Genomic DNA, 21,637 nt, shown 5'->3' with positions numbered 1-21,637 from the left:
GCGAACGCCCGGAACAGGATCAGGGAGCCGGCGGCGCGGGAAGTCGGCGTGTTCGCCTCCGGAAGCGCCTCATGTCCTGGTTCGGGCGGGAGGGCAATCGTGCGGAGATGGTGATAAGTGGGGTTGCGCGGTGATCTCGGGCATGGGATGAATTGGGCGGGGTGACCTGGGTTTTCGGGGGTGTTGAGGGTCGGGGTGCTGGTGGGGGATTTATGTGGTTCGGGTATGTGAGTCCGGGTTCTCGATTTTGGTCCTGACGGACCACTCGGCATGTAACCATTGCCCTGTTTTCGGCTGGACTCTGGTTAGGAGTGTTCGTGACTGGGGTGGGGACGGTGGCAGCGCGCGCGATCGCATTGATCGGGCTCGTCATGCTGGCTGTCGTCGCACTGCGCGGATACCTGCCGGGGACCGGCGGACCCGCCGCACCCCATCCGTCCTCGGCCGTCTCGCTGGCCCTGATGCCCGTGCTGTTGCTGGTGTCGATGGTGATTCTGGTGGCGGGGGTGATCAACAGTCAGCACCGGCTGCCGCTGGCCATGCCCGAACCCGATCGCGAGAACGCCCTGCGCGGACCGGGATTGCGCCGGATCGGGCTGCTGGTGCTGGCCGGAATCGCCGCTCTGGCGCTGATCGTCACCGCGGTGGTGTCGGTGTACCTGGTGACCCCCGCGCGGCAGAGCGAGGTGGGCGAGCGCCCGACCGCCGCGCCCACCGGGACCGCGGTACCACCGGAAACCGTTGCCCCGCCGTCGGATACGGTGTCTTCCCCGCCGCTGTCGGGTACCGCGCTGCTGCTGGTCGGCATCGCGGCGGGCGTGCTGGTGGCGATCGCCATGGTCGGGTTGATCGTGGTGGCGGTGAGTTCGAATCGGACGCCCTCGCTGCAGCGCACGCCGCTGCCCCAGGCCACGCCCGCCGAGGCGGTGTCACTGGCCAAGGTGGCGGAAATGGGTCTGGCGGCCATGATCGCGCCCGGACAGGATCCGCGCACGGCCATCATCGCCTGCTACGTCGCCATGGAACGCGGTCTGGCGACGGCGCGCGAGGTCGCGCCGCTGGCCTCGGACACGCCCTCGGAAGTGCTGGCGCGCGCCTTCGATCGCGGCTTCCTGCACGACGCGTCGGCGCGGGAACTGGTGGCACTGTTCGAGGAGGCCCGGTTCAGTCCGCACTCCATGCTGGAGTGGCAGCGGATGCGGGCCGAGCAGCTGCTGCGTATCGTATTGGCTGATCTGCAGGGGCAGGCGGCATGAACAGCCTTGTCGCAGTGCGGATCCCGTGGCACCGGACGGGGGGTCGGCCATGAATCGAATCGCGATCGTGGTGGGCGCGCTGGCCTTGGCCGCGCTGTTCGAGATGGTCTGCTTCGGCGATCAGCGCGAGGCGCTGCTGGCCGTCACCGGGATTCCGGTGGCGGGGGCGCTCGGGCTGCTGGTGTGGTCGCTGGTGGATCGGGCGCGCCGACTCGCACCGCCCGAACCGGACGACAACGACATCGACAACGGCCCGGCCGAGATGCTGCGCCGCTGGCAGGCGCGCGCCCAGATGCTGGCCGATCGGTCCGAGGGCACGCGCGCCGACTGGGATCGGCACCTGCGGCCGCTGCTGGCCAAGGAATTCGAGCTGACCAGCGGACACCGCATGGCCAAGAACCGGCGGGCGCTCGAGGCGGCGGGGCGGCTGCAGTTCGGGCCCGAGCTGTGGCGCTGGGTGGACCCGGCCAATTCGGCGCTGCGCGATCAGGCCAATCGGGCGCCCGGGCGCGCGGCGCTCGACGAGATTCTGCGCCGGTTACAGAACATGTGAGATGAGATGCGAGACATGCGATGACATCACCGATGGACGTGACCATCAAGCGCACCGACGCCGTGCTGCGCGAAGTAGCCAGGGTGGTGGTCGGCAAGCGGGACGAACTGCAGCTGATCATGATCGCGGTGCTGTCCGGCGGCCACATCCTGATCGAGGACCTGCCCGGGCTGGGTAAGACCCTCATCGCGCGCTCGTTCGCCTCGGCGCTCGGATTGAACTTCACGCGCGTGCAGTTCACCCCGGATCTGTTGCCCGCCGACCTCATCGGCTCCACCATCTACGACATGCATTCGGGCCGTTTCAGTTTCCGGCGCGGCCCGGTGTTCACCAATATGCTGCTCGCCGACGAGGTCAACCGCACCCCGCCCAAGACCCAGGCCGCCCTGCTGGAGGCCATGGCCGAGGGGCAGGTCTCCATCGACGGCGAAACCTTCCCGCTGCCCGAACCTTTCATCGTCTTCGCCACCGACAACCCGATCGAGTACGAGGGCACCTACCCGCTGCCCGAGGCCCAGCTGGACCGCTTCGCCATGCAGCTGCGGCTGGGCTACCTGTCGGAGAACGACGAGATGAACATGATCCGCCGTCGCCTGGAACGCGGATCGCAACCGGCCCAGATCGCGCAGGTCGTCGACGCCGACGGACTGCTGGAAATGCGGCAGTCGGTCGAATACGTGACGGTGCACCCCGATGTGGTCGGCTACGTCGTCTCGCTCGCCTCCGCCACCCGCGGCCACCCGCAGGTCGAGGTCGGCGCGAGTCCGCGCGCCGAGCTCGACCTGGTCCAAATGGCCCGCGCCCGTGCGCTTCTCAACGGCCGCGACTATGTCGTCCCCGAGGACGTGAAGGCCCTGGCCATCCCCGCCATGGCCCACCGCATCACCCTGCGCCCCGAGATGTGGGTGCGTCGCATTCGCGGCGAGGACGTCATCGCCGAACTCCTGCGCCGCCTGCCGGTTCCGCGCGCCACCCCGGCCTGAGGTTCGTATGAAGCATCGCGATACCAGCTCCACCGTCGAGGCCGAATTGCGGTGGCGGCCAGCGCCACTGGTGTTCATGCTCGCCGCGGTGTCCGCACCGGCGCTGGTGTTGGCGATCGTGTTGGGGAAGTGGCAGCTGGTGGTGTTCGCCGCGCCCATGCTCGGGGTGCTGGCGACCGCGCCACTGCAGCAGTCGCGCACCAGGATTCAGGTCGACGGGGCGGGGGTGCTGCGCTGCTTCGAGACCGAGGAGGTGGTGCTGACCGCGGCCGCGTTCGTGGAGACCGGGCACGCGCTGCTGCGGCTGCATCCCGAACCCATGCGGAGCATGGAGGTGCACGTCGAGGAGACGGTGGACTCCGGGCCCGCACCGGCCGGATTGCGGCTGGCGCTGTCCGCGCCGCGGTGGGGGCGGTACCCGGTGCCGATGCGGGTGACGGCGCTGAGTCCCGCCGGGCTGGCGGTCGCCTCGGTGCGACTGCCCGCCGGTGAGGTGTACGTCTATCCGATCACCGACCCGCAGCGAATGCGCCTGCCGCGCACCGAACTTCCCGAGCGGATGGGCACACATCTGACCCGCAGGCACGGGCCGGGCGTCGAGTACGCCGACATTCGCGCCTATACCCCGGGTGATCAACTGCGCACCGTTAACTGGCCGGTGAGTGCGCGGCGCGGCCAGCTCTTCGTGACCGAGCGCTTCACCAACCGGGCAGCGGATGTGGTTGTGCTGCTGGATACTTCGCTGCAGGCGCCCGGGCCCGCCACCGATTCGCTCGAATTGTCCGTGCGCGGTGCGGCGCAGGTCGCGCAGTCGGCGCTGCAGGCCGGTGACCGCACCGCCGTGGTCTGCCTCGGCCGCAATCCGCGCTGGCTGCGCCCGGATATCGGCCGCCGCCAGTTCTATCGGATCGTGGACACCGTCCTCGACGTCGGCGACGAGCACCTGCTCACCCGGGGCACGCTGGCCCCGCACGCCGCGGTACCCATCGGCGCGGTCGTGGTGGCCTTCTCCACGCTGCTCGACACCCAGTTCGCGCTCGCCCTCATCGATCTCCGCAAACGCGGGCACGTCGTGGTGGTGGTCGACGTGCTGCGCGGGCCGCCCTTCCACGGCGACCTCGACTCGACGCTGGCGCGCATGTGGCAGCTCGAGCGGACCTCCATGTACCGCGACATGGGCACCGTCGGCGTCGACATCGTGTCCTGGCCCGAGGGCACCCGCCTCGATCAGGTCATGAAGCTGCTGCCCGAGCATCGCCGCACGGTTCGGGTGCGCCGATGACCAAATTCCTGGCCGTTCTGTCCGGACTGCTGCTCGCGGCCGCGGTGGCGATCGTGCTGCCGTGGGCGGCGATACCGGTGGTCGCGTTGGCCGTGGCCGGATGGCGCTGGCGCGTGGCCGCGGTGTTCGCGGTACTCACGGCCATGGCGGCCCTGGCCTGGGTCGGCACCGGGGCGCTGGTCGCCGGTGGCATCGGGTTGGTGGCGACCACGTACCTGCTGAATACGGCCACGGTGTCGGCCCCGGTGGGCGTGGTGCCGACCACGGTGCCGTCGGTGGCGGGCGCGGTGGTGTTCACCGTCGCCGCCGGGGCCGCCACCGTGCTGCCCGCCGGACTGACGTGGGTGCCGATCCTCGCCCCGTTCACCGTGATTCTGTTGTACGCCTTGCTGATTCGCGGACTGGCCGACGAACGGGCGCGCGAGTGATGGACGAGCAGCGGTTGGTCAGGACCTCGAAGCGACTGTCGAGGCATCTGCGCCACGCGCCCGCGGAGATCGGCCTCGTGCTGGACTCCGCCGGGTGGGTGGAGGTTTCGGCGCTGCTGGCCGCCCTGGGCAACCACGGCCGCGCGCTCACCCGGTCCGAACTGGACGAGGTGGTGGCGCGGAACAACAAGCGCCGCTTCGAATTCGACGCGACGGGGACCCGGATTCGGGCGAGTCAGGGACACAGTGTCGACGTTGACCTGGAGTACCGGGCGAGTACACCGCCCGATCTGCTCTACCACGGCACCGTTGCCGCGGCCCTGTCCGGAATTCGCGCCGAGGGGTTGCGGCCCATGCGCCGCCACGACGTCCATCTCTCGGCGGATCTGGATACCGCCGTGCAGGTGGGGTCTCGGCGTGGCAAGCCCGTGGTGCTGACCGTGGATGCCGCGGCCATGAGCCGCGACGGGCACGTTTTCCGGGTCAGCACCAACGGGGTCTGGTTGGTGGCCGCCGTTCCGCCCGGGTACCTGACCGGACTCTGATCGTCCGGCCGGACCCGTGGGCGGGCGGCGGCCGCCGGGTTACTGGAGGGCGGGTGGCATACGGGTCGGCTTGATGCGGCCCGCGTCGATGAGCGCCCGGAACGCCGCGGCCTTGCGCGCGCATTCCGCTACCGGGCAGCGGCGGTGCTGCTGCATGGTGCGGTGGGCTTCCGCGAGGCCGAGCGGGTGATCGGGGGCGAGGTGGGACCAGGAGGACGGGTCGGTGCCCGTCAGCGCTGATGCGCTGTGCTCCTTGTTGATTCGGTCGCGGATCCGGTCTACGGAGAGTCTGTCCGGATCCTGTTGTGGGTGGTGCAGGCTCATGATGGCAATCGTCATGATCACGAGCGTCGCGAGGGTTGCCGTGAACACTTGCCAGGCGGCCATTGGCTCACCTTCTCCATGTCTATCGGTTGTAGTCAGCTAGTTGTTCAGTTGGTTAGCTAGATATTCACCGTATGTCCGATGACGTTACGCCTCCAGCGCGTCCTGGGTCAGAAACAACCGAATTTCGGCCGCTTTCAGCAACTTCCCCGCTCGTTCCGCCCCCCGACACGCTGAAAGTTTGCGACCATTTCGATGTGACGGACGGTCAGGCTCAACTGCGCTCCATCACCAGCGCGGCACTTCTCGTCGAGTTCGCGGTGGCTCGCGGTCTCGGTATGCCCGATCTCTTGCGCGACACCGGCATTCGGGAACGCGACCTGTTGGACTCCACCGCCGAGATCACCCTCGCGCAGGAGTTGGCCCTGATGCGCAATGTCGTGGCCGGAGTCGGGGATGAGCCCGGTATGGGGCTTATGGCCGGATTGCTGTGCCACCCACCGAGTCTCGGGGTGCTCGGCTTCGCGCTCATGAGCTGTCCGACGGTGCGCGACGCGGTCGATCTGGCGCTGCGCTACGCCGACCTGTCCTTCACCGTGGCCCGCCACCAGTTGGTCATCACCGGCGACGATGTGTCGATCGTGCGCGACGACAGCGGGGTGCCGCCGGAGGTGCGGCGGTTCGCGGTCGAACGGGATGTGGCGGCCATCTGGACCATTCAGCAGGACGTCATGCCCATGCGCCCGCCCATCACCCGGGTGGCCGTGGCCTTTCCGCCGCATCCGGTCTACGAGATGTTCGGTGCCATGCTCGGGGTCGAGGAGGTCGTCTTCAATGCCCCGCGCTCGGTGGTTACCGGACCGTCCAGTATTCAGCATCTGCAACTGCCCCAGGCGAATACGGCCACCGCGCGGTTCTACGAGCAGCAGTGTGCCGAACTCATGCAGCGCCGCAAGCGCCGCCAGGGCATCAGCGGCCAGGTGCGTCAGCTGCTCATCTCCCGCGGCGGCATAGCCGACCAATCACGCATAGCGGCCGAATTGGACGTCAGCGTACGCACCCTGCGCCGTCGGCTCGCCGATGAGGGCACCACCTTCCGTGAACTGTCCACGGAGACAGTGGGTCTGCTCGCGGAGGAACTGCTGGTGGCCGGAATGACGGTGGAACAGGCCGCGATTCGCCTGGGGTACGCGAGCGTCTCCGCCTTCACCTCCGCGTTCCGGGCGTGGAAGGGGCAGTCGCCCGGCCAGTACGCGCGCGAGAATCGCGGGCGGGTCTCGGTGCGAGTCTGAGGGCCCTCAGCCTTTCAGGGCGGCGGCCAACTCCGCATTGGTCGGCTCGATGAGCACCCGCCCATCCGGCAGCACGATCACCGGAATGTTCTTCCGCCCGCCCGCGATCTCGACGGCCCGCTCCCGAGCGGCCTCATCGTGCTCGACATCCACTTCGGTGAACGCCACCCCGTTCTCCCGAAACCACACCTTCGCCCGTCGGCAGTCCCCACACCAGTCCGCCCCGTACATCACGATGTCGCCCATATGCCCGACTCTGCCACACCCCGGCAACCGCCCCGCCAACAAGTCCGACCGCCCGGTCCTCCACCCCACAGACCCGGGCAACCGCTACCTCAGAGTTCGATTACATCCCGCCCATACCCTTCCCTCCATGGCCTTCCTCCACCGCATCACCCTCGACCCCGCAACCTGCCAGGGCGCCCCCGTCATCCAGGGCACCGGCTATCCCGTCGCCCTGATAGTGGACCTCCTCCGCAGCGGCATCACCCCCGCCGAACTCCTCACCGACTGCCCCACCCTCACCCGAGAAGACCTCATAGCCGCCCTCCTCTACACGACCAACCCCACAACGAGATCAGGGAGCTCTCCCCGCGAAAACCTGTCCGGTATCCCGCGGTGAGAGCTCCCTGATCGTGGAGCGTCGCTGAGTTACGAGTGCGTCAGGACCACGTCGGCCAGGACGGGGGCGTCGTCGCGCTCGACGACCGTCACGGCGATGACGAGTTCGCCGTCCTGCTGCCAGATGCGGGAGCGCAGGGTCTCGCCGGGGTACATGACACCGGCGAAGCGGGCGCGGAAGCCCTTGACGCGGGCGACATCCGAGGCCAGCACGGTGTCGGTGGCCGCCTTGAGGACGAGGCCGTAGGTGCACAGGCCGTGCAGGATCGGGTTGGGGAAGCCAGCGTTGCGGGCGAATTCGGGATCCGAGTGCAGGGGGTTGCGGTCGCCGCACATGCGGTACAGCAGGGCCTGCTGGGGCAGGGTCGGGGTGAGGACCTCGAAATCCGGTGCGCGGTCGGGGAGTTCGGTCTTGGCGCTGGGGCCGCGCTCGCCGCCGAAGCCGCCCTCGCCCTTGGCGAAGATGGAAGAGCGTGCGGTCCACAGGGTTTCGCCGTCGGAGCCGACGGCGGTGTCCTCGCGCCAGACGACGGCATTGCTGCCCTTGTCCCAGATCTCGGTGATGCGGCCGGAGATGGAACCCTTGCCCGAGGCCGGAATCGGCCGGTGCACGATGATCTCCTGGCTGCCGTGCACGACCTTGGCCAGGTCGATGTCGATGCCGTCGAACTTCACCTTGGGCGGCTCCGTCTCGTGGAAGGACGGCGCGACGGTCGCGAAGGAGGGCAGCACGGCGGGCTCGCGGTCGTCGAGGTAGCGCAGCTCGGCCGGGTCGGTCCAGCGGTCGCCCGCGCCGAGGGCCAGGTTGTAGGTCTGCACATCGCTGGCGGACCAGCTGAATTCGCGCGCCGGAATCCGCGCGCCGAGCGCGACACTCAAATCGATGGGCATGAAGGTTCTCCTCGTCACTCGCGTCCGATGCTCCGGCGCGGATCGCCGCCTCGCAAGCCCCCGCTCCGCTGACCGGGTAGCGGTGGCGCCGAAAAAGTCTGATCCCGGTCCCGCCGCTGGTAAGAGCGTTCGGCGGCGGTCCGGGCGTTCAGTTGTGTGCTCCCCGCGCCCGCCGGGATAGAGCGGTACGGCGGGCATGCGGGTGGGTTGGGCGCGGACTCGACGTGACCCGACTCGCGCCCAACCCGATCCTGAACCGGGTTGGGACGGTTCAGGACGCCTTCTCGGCCGGGACGTTCGCGGCGTCGCGCTTGCGCGCGGCGACGTCCAGGGCGGCCAGATAGCCGAAGGTGATCGCGGGCCCGATGGTCGCGCCGGGCCCGGCGTAGGTGTGGCCCATGACCGGCGAGGAGGTATTGCCCGCCGCGTACAGCCCCTCGATGACGGTCCCGTCCTCGCGCAGCACGCGCGCGTCGTTGTCGGTGACCAGACCGCCCTTGGTGCCCAGATCGCCCGGGACCATCTTGACCGCGTAGAACGGCCCGACCTCGAGCTTGTTCAGGCACGGGTTCGGCTTGATGGTCGGGTCGCCGTAGTAGCGGTCGTAGGCGCTGTCGCCGCGGTTGTAGTCGAGATCCTTACCGGTCTCGACGAACCCGTTGAAGCGCTCGATGGTGGCCGCCAGCTGGTCCGCGGGCACCCCGATCTTCTCGGCCAATTCGGCCACCGTGGGCGCGACGACGATCAGGTCGTTTTCCATCCAGCGGGACGGAATCCGCTGGCCAGGCTGCAATCCCGCGAAGATGTAGCGGGACCGGTAGCGATGGTCGAAGACCAGCCAGCACGGCACGTTCTCGCCCGGGCCCTCACCCTGCCCGTATTCGCCGCCGTACATGGTGTGCACAGCCTCGACGTAAGGAGCGGACTCATTACCGAATCGCCGGCCTTGCGTATTGATCATGATGGAGCCGGGCAGGTTTCGCTCCGCGAGGCAGAACCAGGGCTTGCCTTCACCGCGGAAGGTGGTCGGCCCCCACCAGGCGTCGTCCATGAACGCGATATCGCCGCCCGCCTCGATGCCCGCCCGAATGCCGTCGCCGGTATTGGCGGCCGCGCCCGTGGTCCACTCGGTGGTGATGGGCTCGCGCTGGTACTTGTGCCGCATATCGGCGTTGTGCTCGAAGCCGCCGCTGGCCAGGATGACGCCGTAGCGGGCGTTGAAGCGGACCGCCTCGCCGTTCTGCTCGGCGTCGACGCCGGTGACCACGCCGTTCTCGATCACCAGTCCGGTGAGCGGAGTGTTCAGCAGCACCGGCACATTCGCGTCCAGCAGGCCCTTGCGCAGCCCCGCGATAATGGCCTGCCCCATGCCGACCAGCGCCTTGCCGGTGACCTTGCCCCACGCCCAGCGGGTGCCCACGCGCAGCACGCGCGCGATGCCGCTCGGGTGGCGGCGAATCAGGTTGAGCTTCTTGTAATCCGCCTGCATGACCACCACGTTCAGCGGCGCCTTGGAGTAGGCGGGCTCGAGCTTGAAGCGTTCGTCGCCGAGGATCTTGAGGTTGAACGGCTTGGGCTCGCAGCTGCGGCCGTCCGCCTTGCCGCCCGGTGCCTCGGGGTAGTAGTCGGAGTAGCCCGGCACCCAGGTCATCTTCAGGGCCGAGTGGTCGAGTACGAAGTCGAAGGCCTCCGCGCCGCGATCGAGGTAGGTGTCGATCTTCTCCTTGGGCACCACGTCGCCGATGATGCTGTACAGGTAGGTCCGCGCCTCGTCGAGGTCGTCGCCGCGGCCCGCGGCCTTGAGCACCTTGTTTCCGGGAATCCAGACGCCACCGCCCGATCGCGCGGTAGAACCGCCGTAATGAGCGGCCTTTTCGATGAGCACCGTGCGCAGACCGTGGTGCGCAGCGGTGAGGGCGGCGGACATACCGGCGGCACCGCTGCCGACCACCACCACGTCGTAATCCCGATCAGTCATGTAGAACACGTTATAGAATCAATCCTGGTTTGGTCTATGTTGGTCTGGCAGATGGGACTGCCGAAGCGACGTTCTTCACAAAAACTCGTTTCAATTTCTAGTCTCGTTACCGGAAGGCCACCGGCCGGTACCCCCGATGGAAGGAACACAGCGTGCTGACCGACGCGCTACGCAAGGAACTGGCCGACGAGCTCGCCGCGGCGGAGCGGACCCGGGTGCCCATCGATCCGCTGGTCGCGCGGTATCCCGAGATCGACGTGGTGGACGCCTACGAGATCCAGCTCATCAATATGCGGCAGCGCTTCGACGGCGGCGCCAAGGTCGTGGGCCACAAGGTGGGGCTGTCCTCCAAGGCCATGCAGCAGATGATGGGCGTGGACGAGCCGGACTACGGGCATCTGCTCGCGGAAATGGAAGTGTTCGAAGACGTTCCGGTCGACACCGCCAAATACCTGTACCCGCGCGTGGAGGTCGAGGTCGGTTTCATCCTGGGCGCGGATCTGCCCGGGGAGGACTGCACCGAGGAGGACGTCCGCAAGGCCACCGTCGCCTACGCGCCCTCCATCGAGCTCATCGACACCCGCATCAAGGACTGGAAGATCGCGCTCTGCGACACCATCGCCGACAACGCGTCCTCCGCCGGTTACGTGCTGGGCAAGCAGCGCGTGTCGCCGGATCAGTTGGATATCAAGAACATCGACGCCGTGCTGACCCGCAATGGCGAGGTCATCGCGGAGGGTCGCTCGGACGCCGTGCTGGGGGACCCGACCATCGCCGTCGCCTGGCTGGCGCGCAAGGTCGCCTCGTTCGGCGTGCGGTTGAAGGCGGGCGACATCGTGCTGCCCGGTTCCTGCACCCGCGCCATCGACGCCCGTCCGGGCGACGAGTTCATCGCCGAGTTCGCCGGACTCGGTTCCGTCCATTTGGCTTTCGCGTAGACCTGATCGAAACGAGTAGGAGAACCCCGTGACTGCAAGCAAAGTCACCGCCGCGATCGTCGGGTCCGGCAATATCAGCACCGATCTGCTCTACAAGCTGCTGCGTTCGGACAAGATCGAACCGCGCTGGATGATCGGCATCGACCCGGATTCCGAGGGTTTGAAGCGGGCGCGCGGGCTGGGCCTGGAGACCTCCGCCGAGGGCGCGGACTGGCTGCTGGCCCTGCCGGAGAAGCCGGACCTGCTGTTCGAGGCCACCTCCGCGTACGTGCACCGGGCCTATGCGCCCAAGTACGCCGAGGCCGGGATTCGCGCCATCGACCTCACCCCGGCCGCCGTCGGCCCGGCCGTGATTCCGCCGGTCAACCTGGACACGCTGCGGGACGAGATGAACGTCAACATGATCACCTGCGGTGGGCAGGCGACGATTCCGATGGTGCACGCGGTGTCTCGCGTGGTGCCGGTGGAGTACGCCGAGATCGTGGCGTCGGTGTCGTCCGTGTCGGCCGGTCCCGGTACCCGCGCGAACATCGACGAGTTCACCAAGACCACCTCGGCCGGTGTCGAGACCATCGGTGGGGCCAAGCGCGGCAAGGCGATCATCATCCTGAACCCGGCCGAGCCGCCGATGATCATGCGCGACACCATCTTCTGCGCGATTCCCGAGGACGCCGACCACGACGCCATCACCGAGTCGGTGCACCGGATGGAGAAGGCCATTCAGGAGTACGTGCCCGGCTACCGGCTGCTCAACGAGCCGCAGTTCGACGAGCCGTCGGTGATTTCCGGTGGCATGGCGAAGGTTTCGATCTTCGTGGAGGTCGAGGGCGCGGGCGACTTCCTGCCGCCGTACTCGGGCAATCTCGACATCATGACCGCGGCCGCCACCCAGGTGGGCACTGTGCTGGCCGATCAGATCCTCTCGGCTCGGGTGTAAGGAGTTCCGACAGTGAGCAATTCGAACATTCTCAAGCCGTTCTCCGCGGATCTGGACGTCCGGGTCACCGACACCAGCCTGCGCGACGGCTCGCACCACAAGCGGCACCAGTTCACCGTGCAGGAGGTGCGCGATATCGTCGGCGCGCTCGACGCCGCCGGTGTGCCGGTCCTCGAGGTCACCCACGGTGACGGTCTCGGTGGCTCCTCGTTCAACTACGGTTTCTCGAAAACCCCTGAGCAGGAACTGATCAAGGCCGCCGCGGAGACCGCCAAGCGGGCCAAGATCGCCTTCCTCATGCTGCCGGGCGTCGGGGTCAAGGAAGACATCAAGATCTCGCAGGACAATGGCGCGTCGATCTGCCGCATCGCCACCCACTGCACCGAGGCCGACGTCTCCATCCAGCACTTCACCATGGCCCGCGACCTCGGCCTCGAGACCGTCGGCTTCCTGATGATGGCCCACTCCACCACCCCGGAGAACCTGGCCAAGCAGGGCCGCATCATGGCCGACGCGGGCTGCCAGTGCGTCTACGTCGTCGACTCGGCGGGTGCCCTGGTGCTGGACCAGGTTACGGACCGTGTCTCGGCGCTGGTCGCCGAACTCGGCGACGACGCCCAGGTCGGCTTCCACGGCCACGAGAACCTGGGCCTGGCCGTCGCCAACTCGGTCTACGCGGTGCGCGCGGGAGCGACCCAAATCGACGGCAGCGCACGCCGTTTCGGCGCGGGCGCGGGCAACCTCCCCGTCGAGGCCTTCATCGGCGTCTGCGACAAGCTCGGCATCAAGACCGGCGTCGACTTCTTCGCCGTCACCGATGCCGCCGAAGACGTTGTCCGCCCGGCCATGCCGAGCGAATGCCTCCTCGACCGCCAGGCCCTCATGATGGGCTACGCCGGCGTCTACTCCTCCTTCCTCCGCCACGCCGAACGCCAAGCCGAACGCTACGGCGTCTCCGCCGCCGAAATGCTCGTCCGCGCCGGCCAACGCAAACTCGTCGGCGGCCAGGAAGACCAACTCATCGACATCGCCCTGGAACTCCAGCGCGAAAAGGAAAAGTCAGCCGCCAACGCCTGACCCACCCTCGAACTGGGCCGCAACCGACTCCGGTTGCGGCCCAGCGTCATTCATCGCCGCCGCCGGTCGGTTTGGCGGGGATGGCCGGTACCCGCCTGAGTGATCCAGACGATCTGCCGAGCGTCGTCGATCGCATACCAGATTCGACCGCCTCCGGTGACCTCATACTGCCACTGCTCCAACCTGACGCCGTCGACCTCGGTATGGCCCAGATCCCATCTGAGCTGGTGTTGCCGGAACGGATCATCGGGACACCGCGGATTCGCGGTGATCGAAACCCAGGCTCGGTCGAGGTTGCCCCGAGCCTGGGCAATCAGCGCCGACCAACCTCTGGCGGACTGCCGGTCGGCGAATCGGACGATCCACCCCGTTGGCCTGCGTACTTCGTCTCCTCTACCAAGCTGATCAACCATCTGCCCTACCCGGACGTTCGACATCGGCAGCTTCGCTGGTGTCGAACGGTCCGAGTAGGCGGCGGGTCAGTTCAGGATCGGAGTACACCTCGGCAGTCGATTGCCATTCTCGAAGCGCGCGCGAAAACGGAAGCAGCAGACCAGTGTCGGCTCCGGCGAGCAGCTGGTCCAGCAGTTCCGTAACGCACTCGCGGCGTGCGTCGGCGGGGAGCCAGGTCAGCCACGGAAGTTCTTCCGCGAAGACCTCCTCGGCCAGTGTCCGGTTCGCTTTCGCGATGATGCCGAGCGAACGCGCGGCGAGGCTGAGCCCCTTGACCATGGCCTCGAAACGTCCCGAGCGCATGAGTACGAGGTTCTCCGCGTCGCGCCGCTCGAGAATCACTTCGGCGTCCTCGAGCGCGGGGAACACACTGGTCTGCTTGTTGATCAGTGTGGAGAACGGGAAGGTTCGGGTAGCCATAGCGCCAGCATACATCGTAGTTCTAAACTAGTTCAGAACTCTTTCGGAGAGGTGGTTCAGCATGCGGTCACTACTGGCTTGGGTTCGCCGGATGCGTGATGTGCGACGTCGATCGGTCGCTCTGAAGAGACTGCAACGGGCTGCCGCGGACGGTGCGGTCGATTTGAGTGTGCTGGAGGACAAACGGAGCTACCGCCGGTAGGTGGCCAAGGCGGGTGAGTCTTGGCTTCGATACGTAGGGACAAAAAAGAGAGACTCGAGAGCATTCATGGTCTCTTCCTTGCTGTCTAACGTTGTCTTCGTTCGGTTCGAGGGATGAGCCGAGGGACTTCGTTAGGGAGATGAAGGCTATGCGGGCTGTGGTTCAGAAGAGCTTTGGGGGGCCTGAGGTGCTCGAGGTTGTGGAGACCGAGAAGCCGGAGCTGTTGAGTGGGGAGGTGCTTGTCAGGGTTAAGGCGAGTGCGGTCAATCCTGTTGATGTGGCGGTGCGGTCGGGGGCGTTTCCGTTGTTGGGGGAGCCGCCGTTTGGGGTGGGGTGGGATATTTCGGGGGTTGTCGAGGCGGTCGGGCCGGGGGCTCGGTATGAGGTGGGGGAAGAGGTGTATGGGATGCCGTTCTTTCCCAGGGCGGCAACGGGTTACGCGGAGTATGTCGCCACGCCTTCGCGGCAGGTGGCGCGGAAGCCCAAGTCGCTGAGTCATGTTGAGGCGGCCGCGTTGCCGTTGGCCGCGCTCACCGCTTGGCAGGGGCTCGTCGACAAGGCCGGGGTCGAGGCGGGGGATCGGGTGTTGATTCACCGGGCCGCCGGTGGGGTGGGGCACCTGGCGGTGCAGATCGCGAAGGCCAAGGGGGCGTATGTGATCGCGCTCGCCAGCGAGGGGAAGCACGAGTATGTGAAGGGGCTGGGGGCCGATGAGGTGATCGATTATCGGACAACGGATTTCACCGAGGTGGTGCAGGATGTCGATATCGTGTTCGACTCCGTTGCCGATGGGGTGCGGTCGTTGAGTGTGTTGAAGCCGGGTGGGGTGCTGGTGACGATTCTCGAGCACCCGAGTTCAGAGCTGGAGCAGACCGTGAAGGCGGCGGGGCGGCGGTTCGCGGGTGTGTCGGTGGAGCCGGACTACTGGGGGCTGGAGCAGATCGCGGAGCTGGTCGACGCGGGGAAGCTGCGGCCGACCATCGCCGAGACGCTGCCGCTCGAGGACGCGGGGAAGGCGCACGAGATCGTGGCTTCCGGTCAGACGGTCGGCAAGGTTGTATTGACCGTCGAGTGATGGGAGAGCGGGCGATGGATGTGCTGAGCGAGGCCCTGGCCTCCATGCGGACGGGTGCGCCGAATTCGGTGCGGACCGATGGCCGTGCGCCGTGGGGCCTCCAACTGCCGCCGACCGCGGGCGCGGGATTCCATGTGGTGCTGCACGGGACCTGCTGGTTCTATCCGACCGAGGATCCCGCGCGGGCCATCGCCATGGGACCGGGCGACGTGGTGTTCGTGCGGGACGGGGCGGGGCACATCCTCGCCGACCACCCGGACACCCCGCCGGAGGTGCCGCGGCCCGACCAGTACATCCAACGCCCGCCCGTGGGCGTGCTGCAACTCGGCGGCGACGGCCCGGCCGCCAGCCTGCTCTGCGGCAACTATCACCTCGACGGCCAGCGGCCGCATCCGCTGCTGCGGCAGCTGCCCGAGGTGATCCATCTGCCCGCACGGCACGGGAAGCATCCGGAACTGGCCGCCGCGGTCGGGCTGCTCGGCGCGGAACTCGACAATCCGCGCATCGGCTCGCACGGCATCGTGCCCGCCCTCATCGACGCCCTGCTGCTCTACATCCTGCGCGCCTGGATCGAGGAGCAGCCCGAGAAGCAGGTGACGGGATGGGCTGCGGCCCTGCGTGATCCGGCGGTCGCCCCCGCGCTGGCCGCCATGCACGGCGATCCGGCCGCACCCTGGACCGTGCAATCCCTGGCCGACCATGCGGGGCTTTCGCGGGCGGCCTTCGCCCGCAAGTTCAATGCCATGGTCGGCGAGCCGCCGTTGGCGTACCTGACCCGCTGGCGGCTGACCACCGCCGCTCGGCTACTCCGCGAAGAGGACCTGGCCGTCGAAAAGGTCGCCGCCAGAGCGGGATACAGCTCCGAGTTCGCCTTCGGCAAGGCCTTCAAGCGCGAATACGGCCTGGCCCCAGGCCAATACCGCCGCCAAGCCCGCGCCGCAGCGGCCTGACTTATCAACAGATTCATGCACACCGAAGAGCACCTGTGGATGAATCCCACAGGTGCTCTTCGCAGTTGGGGTTTCAGGGGCGAAGCCCCTGAGAGCTACCGAGAGTTGGTCACAACCAGGTGTCCAGCGTCGTGGTGGTGAGGAAGTGTTCGAGATCCGCACGCCAGGGCGCGGGCGTCGACTTCTCCGGCTCGATGGCCGTGTACTGGCCGCGATAGAACAGCAGCGGCCTGCCGGAGTCGGTGGACTCCGACAGGGCCTGTACCCGGCCGATCACAATGTAGTGATCGCCGCCGTCGAGCACGTTGTCCACAGTGCACTGGATCGTGGCCAACGCGCCGTCCAATACCGGGAGCCCCAGTTCCGAGGTGTGCCAGTCGATTCCGGCGAACTTGTCGGGTTCGCGGGAGCCGAAGCGGGCGCACACCGGCTGCTGCTCCTCGGCGAGCATGTTCACGGCGAAGCTGCCGTTGCGCTGGATCGCCGCCCAGGAGCGGGACTCCTTGGTGGGGCAGAACAGCACCAGCGGCGGATCCAGGGACAGCGCGGCGAAGGACTGGCACGCGAACCCGATCGGGGCCCGCGTCTCGCCTTCGCCGTCGAAGGTGGTGATGACGGTGATGCCGGTGCAGAACTGCCCCAGCACATTCCGGAACTTCCGCCCGTCGATGACGGGTTCTGCGTCGGTGGTCATGAGCCGTCCCTGTCCGTTCGCCCTACTTGAATCCGACGCTGAAGTCGTGGCCCCACAGGCTGACCGCGGTGGACTCCCGCGCGATCCACGAGTGATCGTCGACTTCGAGTCCCTCACAGCCGAATTCGATGTCGAACCCGCCCGGCGTCTTCATGTAGAACGACAGCATCTTGTCGTTGATGTGCCGACCGAGGGTGGCCGACATCTTGACCTTCTTGCGGTTGGCGCGATCCAGGCAGAGGCCGACGTCGTCGGAGTTCTCCACCTCGAGCATGAGGTGCACGATGCCCGTCGGGTTGGGCAGCGGCAGGAACGCCAGCGCGTGGTGGCGCGGGTTGCAGCCGTAGAAGCGCAGCCAGGCCGGTTCGCCGTCGGCGGGACGACCCACCATCTGCGGCGCCAGCCGCATGGAATCGCGCAGACGGAAGCCCAGGATGTCCTGGTAGAACGCCTGTGCCGCGGCGTCGTCCGTGCAGGTCAGCACCACGTGACCCAGACCCTGCTCGGCGGTCACGAACTTGTGGCCGTACGGGCTGACGAACCGGCGGCCCAGGTACTGCGCGCCGTAGAACGCCTCGAGGGTGTTGTCGGAGGGATCCTGGAATCGGATCATGCCCTCCACACGCCGCTCGGCGAGCTCGTCCTTGGTGCCCTCGGTGTAGGCGATGCCGTTCTTGGACAGCGTCTCCCGCAGCTGTTGCAGGGCACGGGCATCGGTGACCTCCCAGCCCGAGACCAGCAGGCGATCCTTCTCGCCCGGGACGATCACCAAGCGCGCCGGGAAATCGTCCATGCGCAGGTAGAGCGCGTCGGGGTGGGCCCCGGTGCCCTCCATCATGCCGAGCACCTTGAGCCCGTACTCCCGCCAGGCCGCCATATCGGTGGCCTCGATGCGCATGTAGCCGAGCGCCTTGATACCCATGCTCACTTCTCCTTGACGCCCAGCAGGAAGTCGGTTGCCAGGCGGTTGAATTCGTCGAACTTCTCCAACTGCGCCCAGTGGCCGCATCCACCGAACACGTGCAGCTGCACGCGCGGCACCATCTTCAATGCCACGAGCGCGCCGTCGATCGGGTTCACCCGGTCTTCGCGCCCCCAGATCATGAGTACAGGCTGCCGCAACTTGAAGGCGTCGCGCCAGATCATGCCCTTGGCGAAATCCGGTCCGGCGAAGGACTTGCCCATGGCGCGGGTGGCGGCCAGGGACTCCGGCTGGCTGGCCGAGGCGAACCGCTCCTCGATGAGTTCCGGCGTGATCAGCGACTGGTCGAAGACCATGATCCGCAGGAACGCCTCCAGGTTCTCCTTCGTGGGTTCGAAGTTGAACTTGGACAGCAGCTTCACGCCCTCGGTGGGGTCCGGCGCGAACAGGTTGGTGGACAGGCCGCCGGGGCCCATGAGCACCAGCTTGCCCGCGCGGTCCGGGTAGTCCAGCGCGAAGCGGGTGGCCGCGCCGCCGCCGAGCGAATTGCCCAGCAGGTGCACGCGTTCGGTGATGTCGAGGGTGTCGAGCAGATCCTTCAGCGCCGAGGCCGAGTGCACGAAGTACTGCGGGTGCTCGGTCGGCTTGTCGGACAGGCCGAAGCCCGGCTGGTCGACGGCCAGCACGTGAAAGTCCTTGGCCAGCACCGGAATGTTCTTGGCGAAATTGGACCAGGACGACGCGCCGGGACCGCCGCCGTGCAGCAGCACGATGGTGGGGCCGTTGCCGACCCCGGCCTCGTGGTAGTGCAGCTTCAGATCCGGGCGCACCTGCGCGAAGCGCGAGGTGGATTCGAAGGTGATCTCTTCTACGGAGGTCATGGATTACACCATCGTGTCGGTGATCGGGAGCCCGAACGCGTGCGTGCCGTACATGACGTAGGCGCGCTCGGCGTCATTGGCCGCGTGCACGCGACCGGCGTGCGCGTCGCGCCAGAAGCGCTGCAGCGGAGTGCCGTTCGCGAGCGCGGTGGCGCCCGAGGCCTCGAACAGCTTGTCGATCGAGGCGACGGCCCGGCCGGTGGCCCGCACCTGGTCGCGGCGGGCGCGGGCGCGCACGTCGAACGGCACGTCCTCGCCGCGCAGCAGGTAGGCGTACTCGTCGGCGACATTGCCCGAGAGCTGACGCCAGGCGGCGTCGATGTCGCTGGCGGCCTCGGCGATGCGCACCTTGCCGAACGGATCGTCCTTGGCGTTCTCGCCCGCGTAGGCCGCGCGCACGCGCTTGCCCTGATGCTCGACGTGGGCTTCGTAAGCGCCGTAGGCCATTCCGACGATCGGAGTGGAGATGGTCGTGGGATGGATAGTGCCCCAAGGCATCTTGTATACCGGATCGGTATTCTGTTCCAAGCCAGGCGCTTTCAGCTCGCTCATGGCACGGAAGCTGAGGAAACGGTGTCTGGGGACGTACACATTCTCGACGACGATGGTGTTGGAGCCGGTGCCGCGCAGGCCGACCACGTGCCACACGTCCTTGATCTCGTACTCGCTGCGCGGGATCAGGAACGAGCCGAAGTCCACCGGCTTGCCGTTCTTGATCACCGGACCGCCGACGACCACCCAGTCCGCGTGACCCGAGCCCGAAGACCAAGCCCAGGAACCGTTGACGGTGTAGCCCTCGCCGTCCTCGGTCACCACGCCCGCGCCCATGGGCGCGTAGGACGAGGAGATGCGGACGTCGGTGTTCTCGCCCCAGACCTCTTCCTGCGCCCGCTGATCGAACAGCGCCAGGTGCCAGTTGTGCACGCCGATGATGCCCGCCACCCAGCCGGTGGAGCCGCACGCGCTGGCGATCTTGCGGACGGTGTCGTAGAAGACGACCGGATCGGCCGCGTAGCCGCCCCACTGCTTGGGCTGAAGCAGCTTGAAGAAACCGGCGGCCTCGAGTTCCTTGATGGACTCCTCCGGGATCTGGCGCAGATCCTCGGCCTGCTGGGCGCGCTCGCGCAGGGTGGGCAGCAGCGCCTCGACCCGCTCAACTACTTCTTGCGTCATCTCGCCAGTTGCTCCTGCCTGGTGCTGGTACGGGAAGCGGTCTTCGTTTGCCCCTGAGAGTAGAACACGTTCTTATTCCTGTCGAGAACGTGCTGCTGGCGCAGCTCAGAGTGCCCCCATCCTGGTAGTTGGTCCTATCGCTGGCCAACCGTGAGCCAATTTTGTAACGTGTTCTAGTACATTCACAGGAGGATCAACGATGGCGACATCCGCCCAAGGGCCCCGCGGGAAGGTCCGCGAGATCGACGTGGGTTCGATGCCCACCCGCTACGCCCGGGGCTGGCACTGCCTGGGACTTGCCAAGGACTTCCGCGATGGCAAGCCGCACGCGGTCAATGTGTTCGGCACCAAGCTGGTCGTTTTCATGAACAGCCAGGGTGAGCTGAAGGTGCTCGACTCCTACTGCCGCCACCTCGGCGGCGACCTGTCCATGGGTGAGGTCAAGGGCGACTCCATCGCCTGCCCTTTCCACGACTGGCGCTGGGGCGGCGACGGCAAGTGCACCGGCATCCCCTACGCCCGGCGCGTACCGCCGCTGGCGCGCACCCGTTCCTGGATCACGTTGGAGCGCAATGGCCAGCTGTTCGTCTGGCACGACCACGAGGGCAACCCGCCGCCGGACGAGGTGACCATCCCCTACATCGAGGGCCCGTTCACCAATGCCGACGGCAGCCCGTCGGAGGAGCGCAACGCGGGCTGGACCGACTGGACCTGGCATTCGATGCTGATCGAGGGCTCCAATTGCCGCGAGATCATCGACAACGTCGTGGATATGGCGCACTTCTTCTATATCCACTACGCCTTCCCGACGTACTTCAAGAACGTGCTCGAGGGCCATGTGGCCACGCAGTACCTGGAGACCAAGGGGCGTCCGGACATCGGGCAGGCGGCCGAGGCCGGGATCGATGTGCTGCTCAAGTCCGAGGCGTCGTACTTCGGGCCGTCGTACATGATCAACCCGCTGCTCAATATCTACAGCGGCTTCGAGGTCAAGACGGTTCTCATCAACTGCCACTACCCGGTCACGCAGAACTCCTTCATGCTGCAGTGGGGTGTCTCGCTGGAGAAGCCGAAGGGGCTGCCCGACGAGCAGGCGGAGGCGTTCGCCGCCAAGATGACCGAGGGCGTCTCCGAGGGCTTCCTGCAGGACGTGGAGATCTGGAAGCACAAGTCCAAGATCGACAACCCGCTCCTGACCGAGGAGGACGGCCCGGTCTATCAGCTGCGTCGCTGGTACGACCAGTTCTATGTGGACGTCGCCGATATCGATCCGAAGTCGGTGCAGCGCTTCGAATTCGAGATCGACACTTCCAAGGCCGTCGAGTCCTGGACCGCCGAGGTCGAGGAGAATCTGCGCAAGAAGCGGGAAGCCAAGGAGGCCGAGGCCGCCGCCGACGACGCGGCCTCGTCGGAGGAAGCGGGAGTCTGATGACCAGCTGGGCGAAGGCACCGGATTTCGCGGACCGTCCGGAACAGCGTGAACAGGTGCGCGCCCAGACGGTTCTCGACAAAGAGCACTACATGGAATCGGGCATGACACCGATCGCGTGTCAGTCCTGCGGCACCGAGGTGCTGGTGCGCAAGCACTCGCACAACCAGAAGACGGTGCAGTGGAAGGAGAATCCCGCGGCGCACTGCCCGGTGTTCCAGAAGCTCGCCGAGAACGGTCCGGTGTTCGGCAAGCCCGATTCCTGCCCCAATCTCGAGAAGACCATCGACCACGCGGTGGCCGAAGGGATTCTCGAAGTCGACCAGTAGGGCT

General features: G+C 67.1%; 24 protein-coding genes. 15 read left to right on the top strand and 9 right to left on the bottom strand.

Annotation, left to right across the window (positions count from 1 at the left end; all coding sequences use genetic code 11):
- The first annotated feature begins 317 nt into the window (after window positions 1-317).
- From VMT65_RS20530 to VMT65_RS20505, 6 genes are read left to right on the top strand one after another with little or no spacing between them, the layout of a single operon-like run.
- Entirely contained in the window at window positions 318-1,256 is a 939-nt protein-coding gene (locus VMT65_RS20530; RefSeq protein ID WP_326309923.1) for a DUF4129 domain-containing protein, read from the top strand.
- Between the two features lie 49 nt (window positions 1,257-1,305).
- Window positions 1,306-1,809: a hypothetical protein gene (locus tag VMT65_RS20525; protein WP_326309922.1), complete on the top strand. Its 504-nt coding sequence runs from the start codon at window positions 1,306-1,308 to the stop codon at window positions 1,807-1,809.
- A gap of 20 nt (window positions 1,810-1,829) precedes the next feature.
- Window positions 1,830-2,792, top strand: a complete 963-nt coding sequence (locus VMT65_RS20520) for an AAA family ATPase (RefSeq protein ID WP_326309921.1) — start codon at window positions 1,830-1,832, stop codon at window positions 2,790-2,792.
- Window positions 2,793-2,799: 7 nt separating this feature from the next.
- Window positions 2,800-4,074, top strand: coding sequence for a DUF58 domain-containing protein (locus VMT65_RS20515; RefSeq protein ID WP_326309920.1), 1,275 nt, complete (start codon window positions 2,800-2,802; stop codon window positions 4,072-4,074).
- Window positions 4,071-4,502 (top strand): hypothetical protein, encoded by a 432-nt coding sequence (locus VMT65_RS20510; RefSeq protein WP_326309919.1) that lies wholly within the window; start codon window positions 4,071-4,073, stop codon window positions 4,500-4,502. The genes VMT65_RS20515 and VMT65_RS20510 overlap by 4 nt, the downstream gene beginning before the upstream one ends.
- Window positions 4,502-5,047 (top strand): RNA 2'-phosphotransferase, encoded by a 546-nt coding sequence (locus VMT65_RS20505; protein ID WP_326309918.1) that lies wholly within the window; start codon window positions 4,502-4,504, stop codon window positions 5,045-5,047. Before VMT65_RS20510 ends, VMT65_RS20505 begins: the two co-directional genes overlap by 1 nt.
- Window positions 5,048-5,086: 39 nt before the next feature.
- On the opposite strand, the gene VMT65_RS20500 is transcribed toward VMT65_RS20505, so the two are convergent.
- A complete protein-coding gene (locus VMT65_RS20500; protein ID WP_326309917.1) occupies window positions 5,087-5,434 on the bottom strand; it encodes a hypothetical protein in 348 nt (115 codons plus the stop codon).
- A gap of 194 nt (window positions 5,435-5,628) precedes the next feature.
- On the opposite strand from VMT65_RS20500, the gene VMT65_RS20495 reads away from it, so the two are divergent.
- Window positions 5,629-6,663: an AraC family transcriptional regulator gene (locus VMT65_RS20495; RefSeq protein WP_326309916.1), complete on the top strand. Its 1,035-nt coding sequence runs from the start codon at window positions 5,629-5,631 to the stop codon at window positions 6,661-6,663.
- Between the two features lie 6 nt (window positions 6,664-6,669).
- Here VMT65_RS20495 and VMT65_RS20490 read toward each other — a convergent pair whose 3' ends face one another.
- Entirely contained in the window at window positions 6,670-6,909 is a 240-nt protein-coding gene (locus VMT65_RS20490; RefSeq protein WP_326309915.1) for a glutaredoxin family protein, read from the bottom strand.
- A 127-nt stretch (window positions 6,910-7,036) separates the two neighbouring features.
- Here VMT65_RS20490 and VMT65_RS20485 point away from each other — a divergent pair, with 127 nt between their 5' ends.
- Window positions 7,037-7,285, top strand: a complete 249-nt coding sequence (locus VMT65_RS20485) for a DUF433 domain-containing protein (protein ID WP_326309914.1) — start codon at window positions 7,037-7,039, stop codon at window positions 7,283-7,285.
- A gap of 29 nt (window positions 7,286-7,314) precedes the next feature.
- Here the strand turns inward: VMT65_RS20485 and VMT65_RS20480 are convergent, their stop codons facing one another.
- A complete protein-coding gene (locus VMT65_RS20480; protein ID WP_326309913.1) occupies window positions 7,315-8,175 on the bottom strand; it encodes a MaoC family dehydratase in 861 nt (286 codons plus the stop codon).
- A gap of 271 nt (window positions 8,176-8,446) precedes the next feature.
- Window positions 8,447-10,162, bottom strand: coding sequence for a 3-oxosteroid 1-dehydrogenase (gene kstD / locus VMT65_RS20475; RefSeq protein ID WP_326309912.1), 1,716 nt, complete (start codon window positions 10,160-10,162; stop codon window positions 8,447-8,449).
- Window positions 10,163-10,305: 143 nt separating this feature from the next.
- Between kstD and VMT65_RS20470 the strand changes: the two genes are divergently transcribed.
- From VMT65_RS20470 to dmpG, 3 genes are read left to right on the top strand one after another with little or no spacing between them, the layout of a single operon-like run.
- Entirely contained in the window at window positions 10,306-11,091 is a 786-nt protein-coding gene (locus VMT65_RS20470) for a 2-keto-4-pentenoate hydratase (RefSeq protein ID WP_326309911.1), read from the top strand.
- Window positions 11,092-11,119: 28 nt separating this feature from the next.
- Window positions 11,120-12,028 carry an acetaldehyde dehydrogenase (acetylating) gene (locus tag VMT65_RS20465; protein WP_326309910.1) on the top strand — a complete coding sequence of 303 codons (909 nt, stop codon included), beginning with the start codon at window positions 11,120-11,122 and terminating at the stop codon, window positions 12,026-12,028.
- Between the two features lie 12 nt (window positions 12,029-12,040).
- Entirely contained in the window at window positions 12,041-13,105 is a 1,065-nt protein-coding gene (dmpG, locus tag VMT65_RS20460; protein ID WP_326309909.1) for a 4-hydroxy-2-oxovalerate aldolase, read from the top strand.
- A gap of 405 nt (window positions 13,106-13,510) precedes the next feature.
- On the opposite strand, the gene VMT65_RS20455 is transcribed toward dmpG, so the two are convergent.
- On the bottom strand, window positions 13,511-13,978 hold the full coding sequence (locus VMT65_RS20455; protein WP_326309908.1) for a hypothetical protein: 468 nt from the start codon (window positions 13,976-13,978) through the stop codon (window positions 13,511-13,513).
- Window positions 13,979-14,271: 293 nt separating this feature from the next.
- Here VMT65_RS20455 and VMT65_RS20450 point away from each other — a divergent pair, with 293 nt between their 5' ends.
- Both VMT65_RS20450 and VMT65_RS20445 read left to right on the top strand, forming a co-directional pair.
- Window positions 14,272-15,255, top strand: a complete 984-nt coding sequence (locus VMT65_RS20450; protein WP_326309907.1) for an NADP-dependent oxidoreductase — start codon at window positions 14,272-14,274, stop codon at window positions 15,253-15,255.
- Window positions 15,255-16,205, top strand: coding sequence for an AraC family transcriptional regulator (locus VMT65_RS20445; RefSeq protein ID WP_326309906.1), 951 nt, complete (start codon window positions 15,255-15,257; stop codon window positions 16,203-16,205). Before VMT65_RS20450 ends, VMT65_RS20445 begins: the two co-directional genes overlap by 1 nt.
- Before the next feature lie 109 nt (window positions 16,206-16,314).
- On the opposite strand, the gene hsaB is transcribed toward VMT65_RS20445, so the two are convergent.
- The 4 genes from hsaB to hsaA are packed head-to-tail and all read right to left on the bottom strand — an operon-like array spanning window position 16,315 to window position 19,875.
- Window positions 16,315-16,899, bottom strand: a complete 585-nt coding sequence (gene hsaB / locus VMT65_RS20440; RefSeq protein WP_326309905.1) for a 3-hydroxy-9,10-secoandrosta-1,3,5(10)-triene-9,17-dione monooxygenase reductase subunit — start codon at window positions 16,897-16,899, stop codon at window positions 16,315-16,317.
- 22 nt (window positions 16,900-16,921) lie between these two features.
- Complete coding sequence (hsaC, locus tag VMT65_RS20435) at window positions 16,922-17,821, bottom strand: iron-dependent extradiol dioxygenase HsaC (protein WP_442790271.1); 900 nt, start codon at window positions 17,819-17,821, stop codon at window positions 16,922-16,924.
- A gap of 2 nt (window positions 17,822-17,823) precedes the next feature.
- Window positions 17,824-18,702: a 4,5:9,10-diseco-3-hydroxy-5,9,17-trioxoandrosta-1(10),2-diene-4-oate hydrolase gene (gene hsaD / locus VMT65_RS20430; RefSeq protein WP_326309903.1), complete on the bottom strand. Its 879-nt coding sequence runs from the start codon at window positions 18,700-18,702 to the stop codon at window positions 17,824-17,826.
- Between the two features lie 3 nt (window positions 18,703-18,705).
- Window positions 18,706-19,875: a 3-hydroxy-9,10-secoandrosta-1,3,5(10)-triene-9,17-dione monooxygenase oxygenase subunit gene (hsaA, locus tag VMT65_RS20425; RefSeq protein ID WP_326309902.1), complete on the bottom strand. Its 1,170-nt coding sequence runs from the start codon at window positions 19,873-19,875 to the stop codon at window positions 18,706-18,708.
- Between the two features lie 199 nt (window positions 19,876-20,074).
- Between hsaA and VMT65_RS20420 the strand changes: the two genes are divergently transcribed.
- Together VMT65_RS20420 and VMT65_RS20415 are read left to right on the top strand one after the other, a co-directional pair.
- Window positions 20,075-21,304 (top strand): Rieske 2Fe-2S domain-containing protein, encoded by a 1,230-nt coding sequence (locus tag VMT65_RS20420; protein ID WP_326309901.1) that lies wholly within the window; start codon window positions 20,075-20,077, stop codon window positions 21,302-21,304.
- Window positions 21,304-21,633, top strand: a complete 330-nt coding sequence (locus VMT65_RS20415) for a hypothetical protein (RefSeq protein WP_326309900.1) — start codon at window positions 21,304-21,306, stop codon at window positions 21,631-21,633. The genes VMT65_RS20420 and VMT65_RS20415 overlap by 1 nt, the downstream gene beginning before the upstream one ends.
- The last annotated feature ends 4 nt before the right edge of the window (window positions 21,634-21,637 follow it).

The sequence above is a fragment of the Nocardia sp. CDC153 genome (assembly GCF_035818515.1).
Classification (GTDB): domain Bacteria; phylum Actinomycetota; class Actinomycetes; order Mycobacteriales; family Mycobacteriaceae; genus Nocardia.
The sequence above is the reverse complement of the archived record's forward strand: the minus strand, read 5'-3'. Positions and strand labels throughout refer to the sequence as shown.

Excerpts from the sequence above, each read along its gene's own strand:
- VMT65_RS20485 (WP_326309914.1), top strand. The coding sequence starts at position 7,037 with ATGGCCTTCCTCCACCGCATCACCCTCGACCCCGCAACCTGCCAGGGC.
- hsaB (WP_326309905.1), bottom strand. The coding sequence starts at position 16,899 with ATGACCACCGACGCAGAACCCGTCATCGACGGGCGGAAGTTCCGGAAT.
- VMT65_RS20480 (WP_326309913.1), bottom strand. The coding sequence starts at position 8,175 with ATGCCCATCGATTTGAGTGTCGCGCTCGGCGCGCGGATTCCGGCGCGC.
- VMT65_RS20515 (WP_326309920.1), top strand. The coding sequence starts at position 2,800 with ATGAAGCATCGCGATACCAGCTCCACCGTCGAGGCCGAATTGCGGTGG.
- hsaD (WP_326309903.1), bottom strand. The coding sequence starts at position 18,702 with ATGACCTCCGTAGAAGAGATCACCTTCGAATCCACCTCGCGCTTCGCG.
- VMT65_RS20445 (WP_326309906.1), top strand. The coding sequence starts at position 15,255 with ATGGGAGAGCGGGCGATGGATGTGCTGAGCGAGGCCCTGGCCTCCATG.
- VMT65_RS20525 (WP_326309922.1), top strand. The coding sequence starts at position 1,306 with ATGAATCGAATCGCGATCGTGGTGGGCGCGCTGGCCTTGGCCGCGCTG.
- VMT65_RS20455 (WP_326309908.1), bottom strand. The coding sequence starts at position 13,978 with ATGGCTACCCGAACCTTCCCGTTCTCCACACTGATCAACAAGCAGACC.
- VMT65_RS20420 (WP_326309901.1), top strand. The coding sequence starts at position 20,075 with ATGGCGACATCCGCCCAAGGGCCCCGCGGGAAGGTCCGCGAGATCGAC.
- VMT65_RS20415 (WP_326309900.1), top strand. The coding sequence starts at position 21,304 with ATGACCAGCTGGGCGAAGGCACCGGATTTCGCGGACCGTCCGGAACAG.
- VMT65_RS20490 (WP_326309915.1), bottom strand. The coding sequence starts at position 6,909 with ATGGGCGACATCGTGATGTACGGGGCGGACTGGTGTGGGGACTGCCGA.
- hsaC (WP_442790271.1), bottom strand. The coding sequence starts at position 17,821 with ATGGGTATCAAGGCGCTCGGCTACATGCGCATCGAGGCCACCGATATG.
- VMT65_RS20520 (WP_326309921.1), top strand. The coding sequence starts at position 1,830 with ATGACATCACCGATGGACGTGACCATCAAGCGCACCGACGCCGTGCTG.
- VMT65_RS20500 (WP_326309917.1), bottom strand. The coding sequence starts at position 5,434 with ATGGCCGCCTGGCAAGTGTTCACGGCAACCCTCGCGACGCTCGTGATC.
- VMT65_RS20510 (WP_326309919.1), top strand. The coding sequence starts at position 4,071 with ATGACCAAATTCCTGGCCGTTCTGTCCGGACTGCTGCTCGCGGCCGCG.
- hsaA (WP_326309902.1), bottom strand. The coding sequence starts at position 19,875 with ATGACGCAAGAAGTAGTTGAGCGGGTCGAGGCGCTGCTGCCCACCCTG.
- VMT65_RS20505 (WP_326309918.1), top strand. The coding sequence starts at position 4,502 with ATGGACGAGCAGCGGTTGGTCAGGACCTCGAAGCGACTGTCGAGGCAT.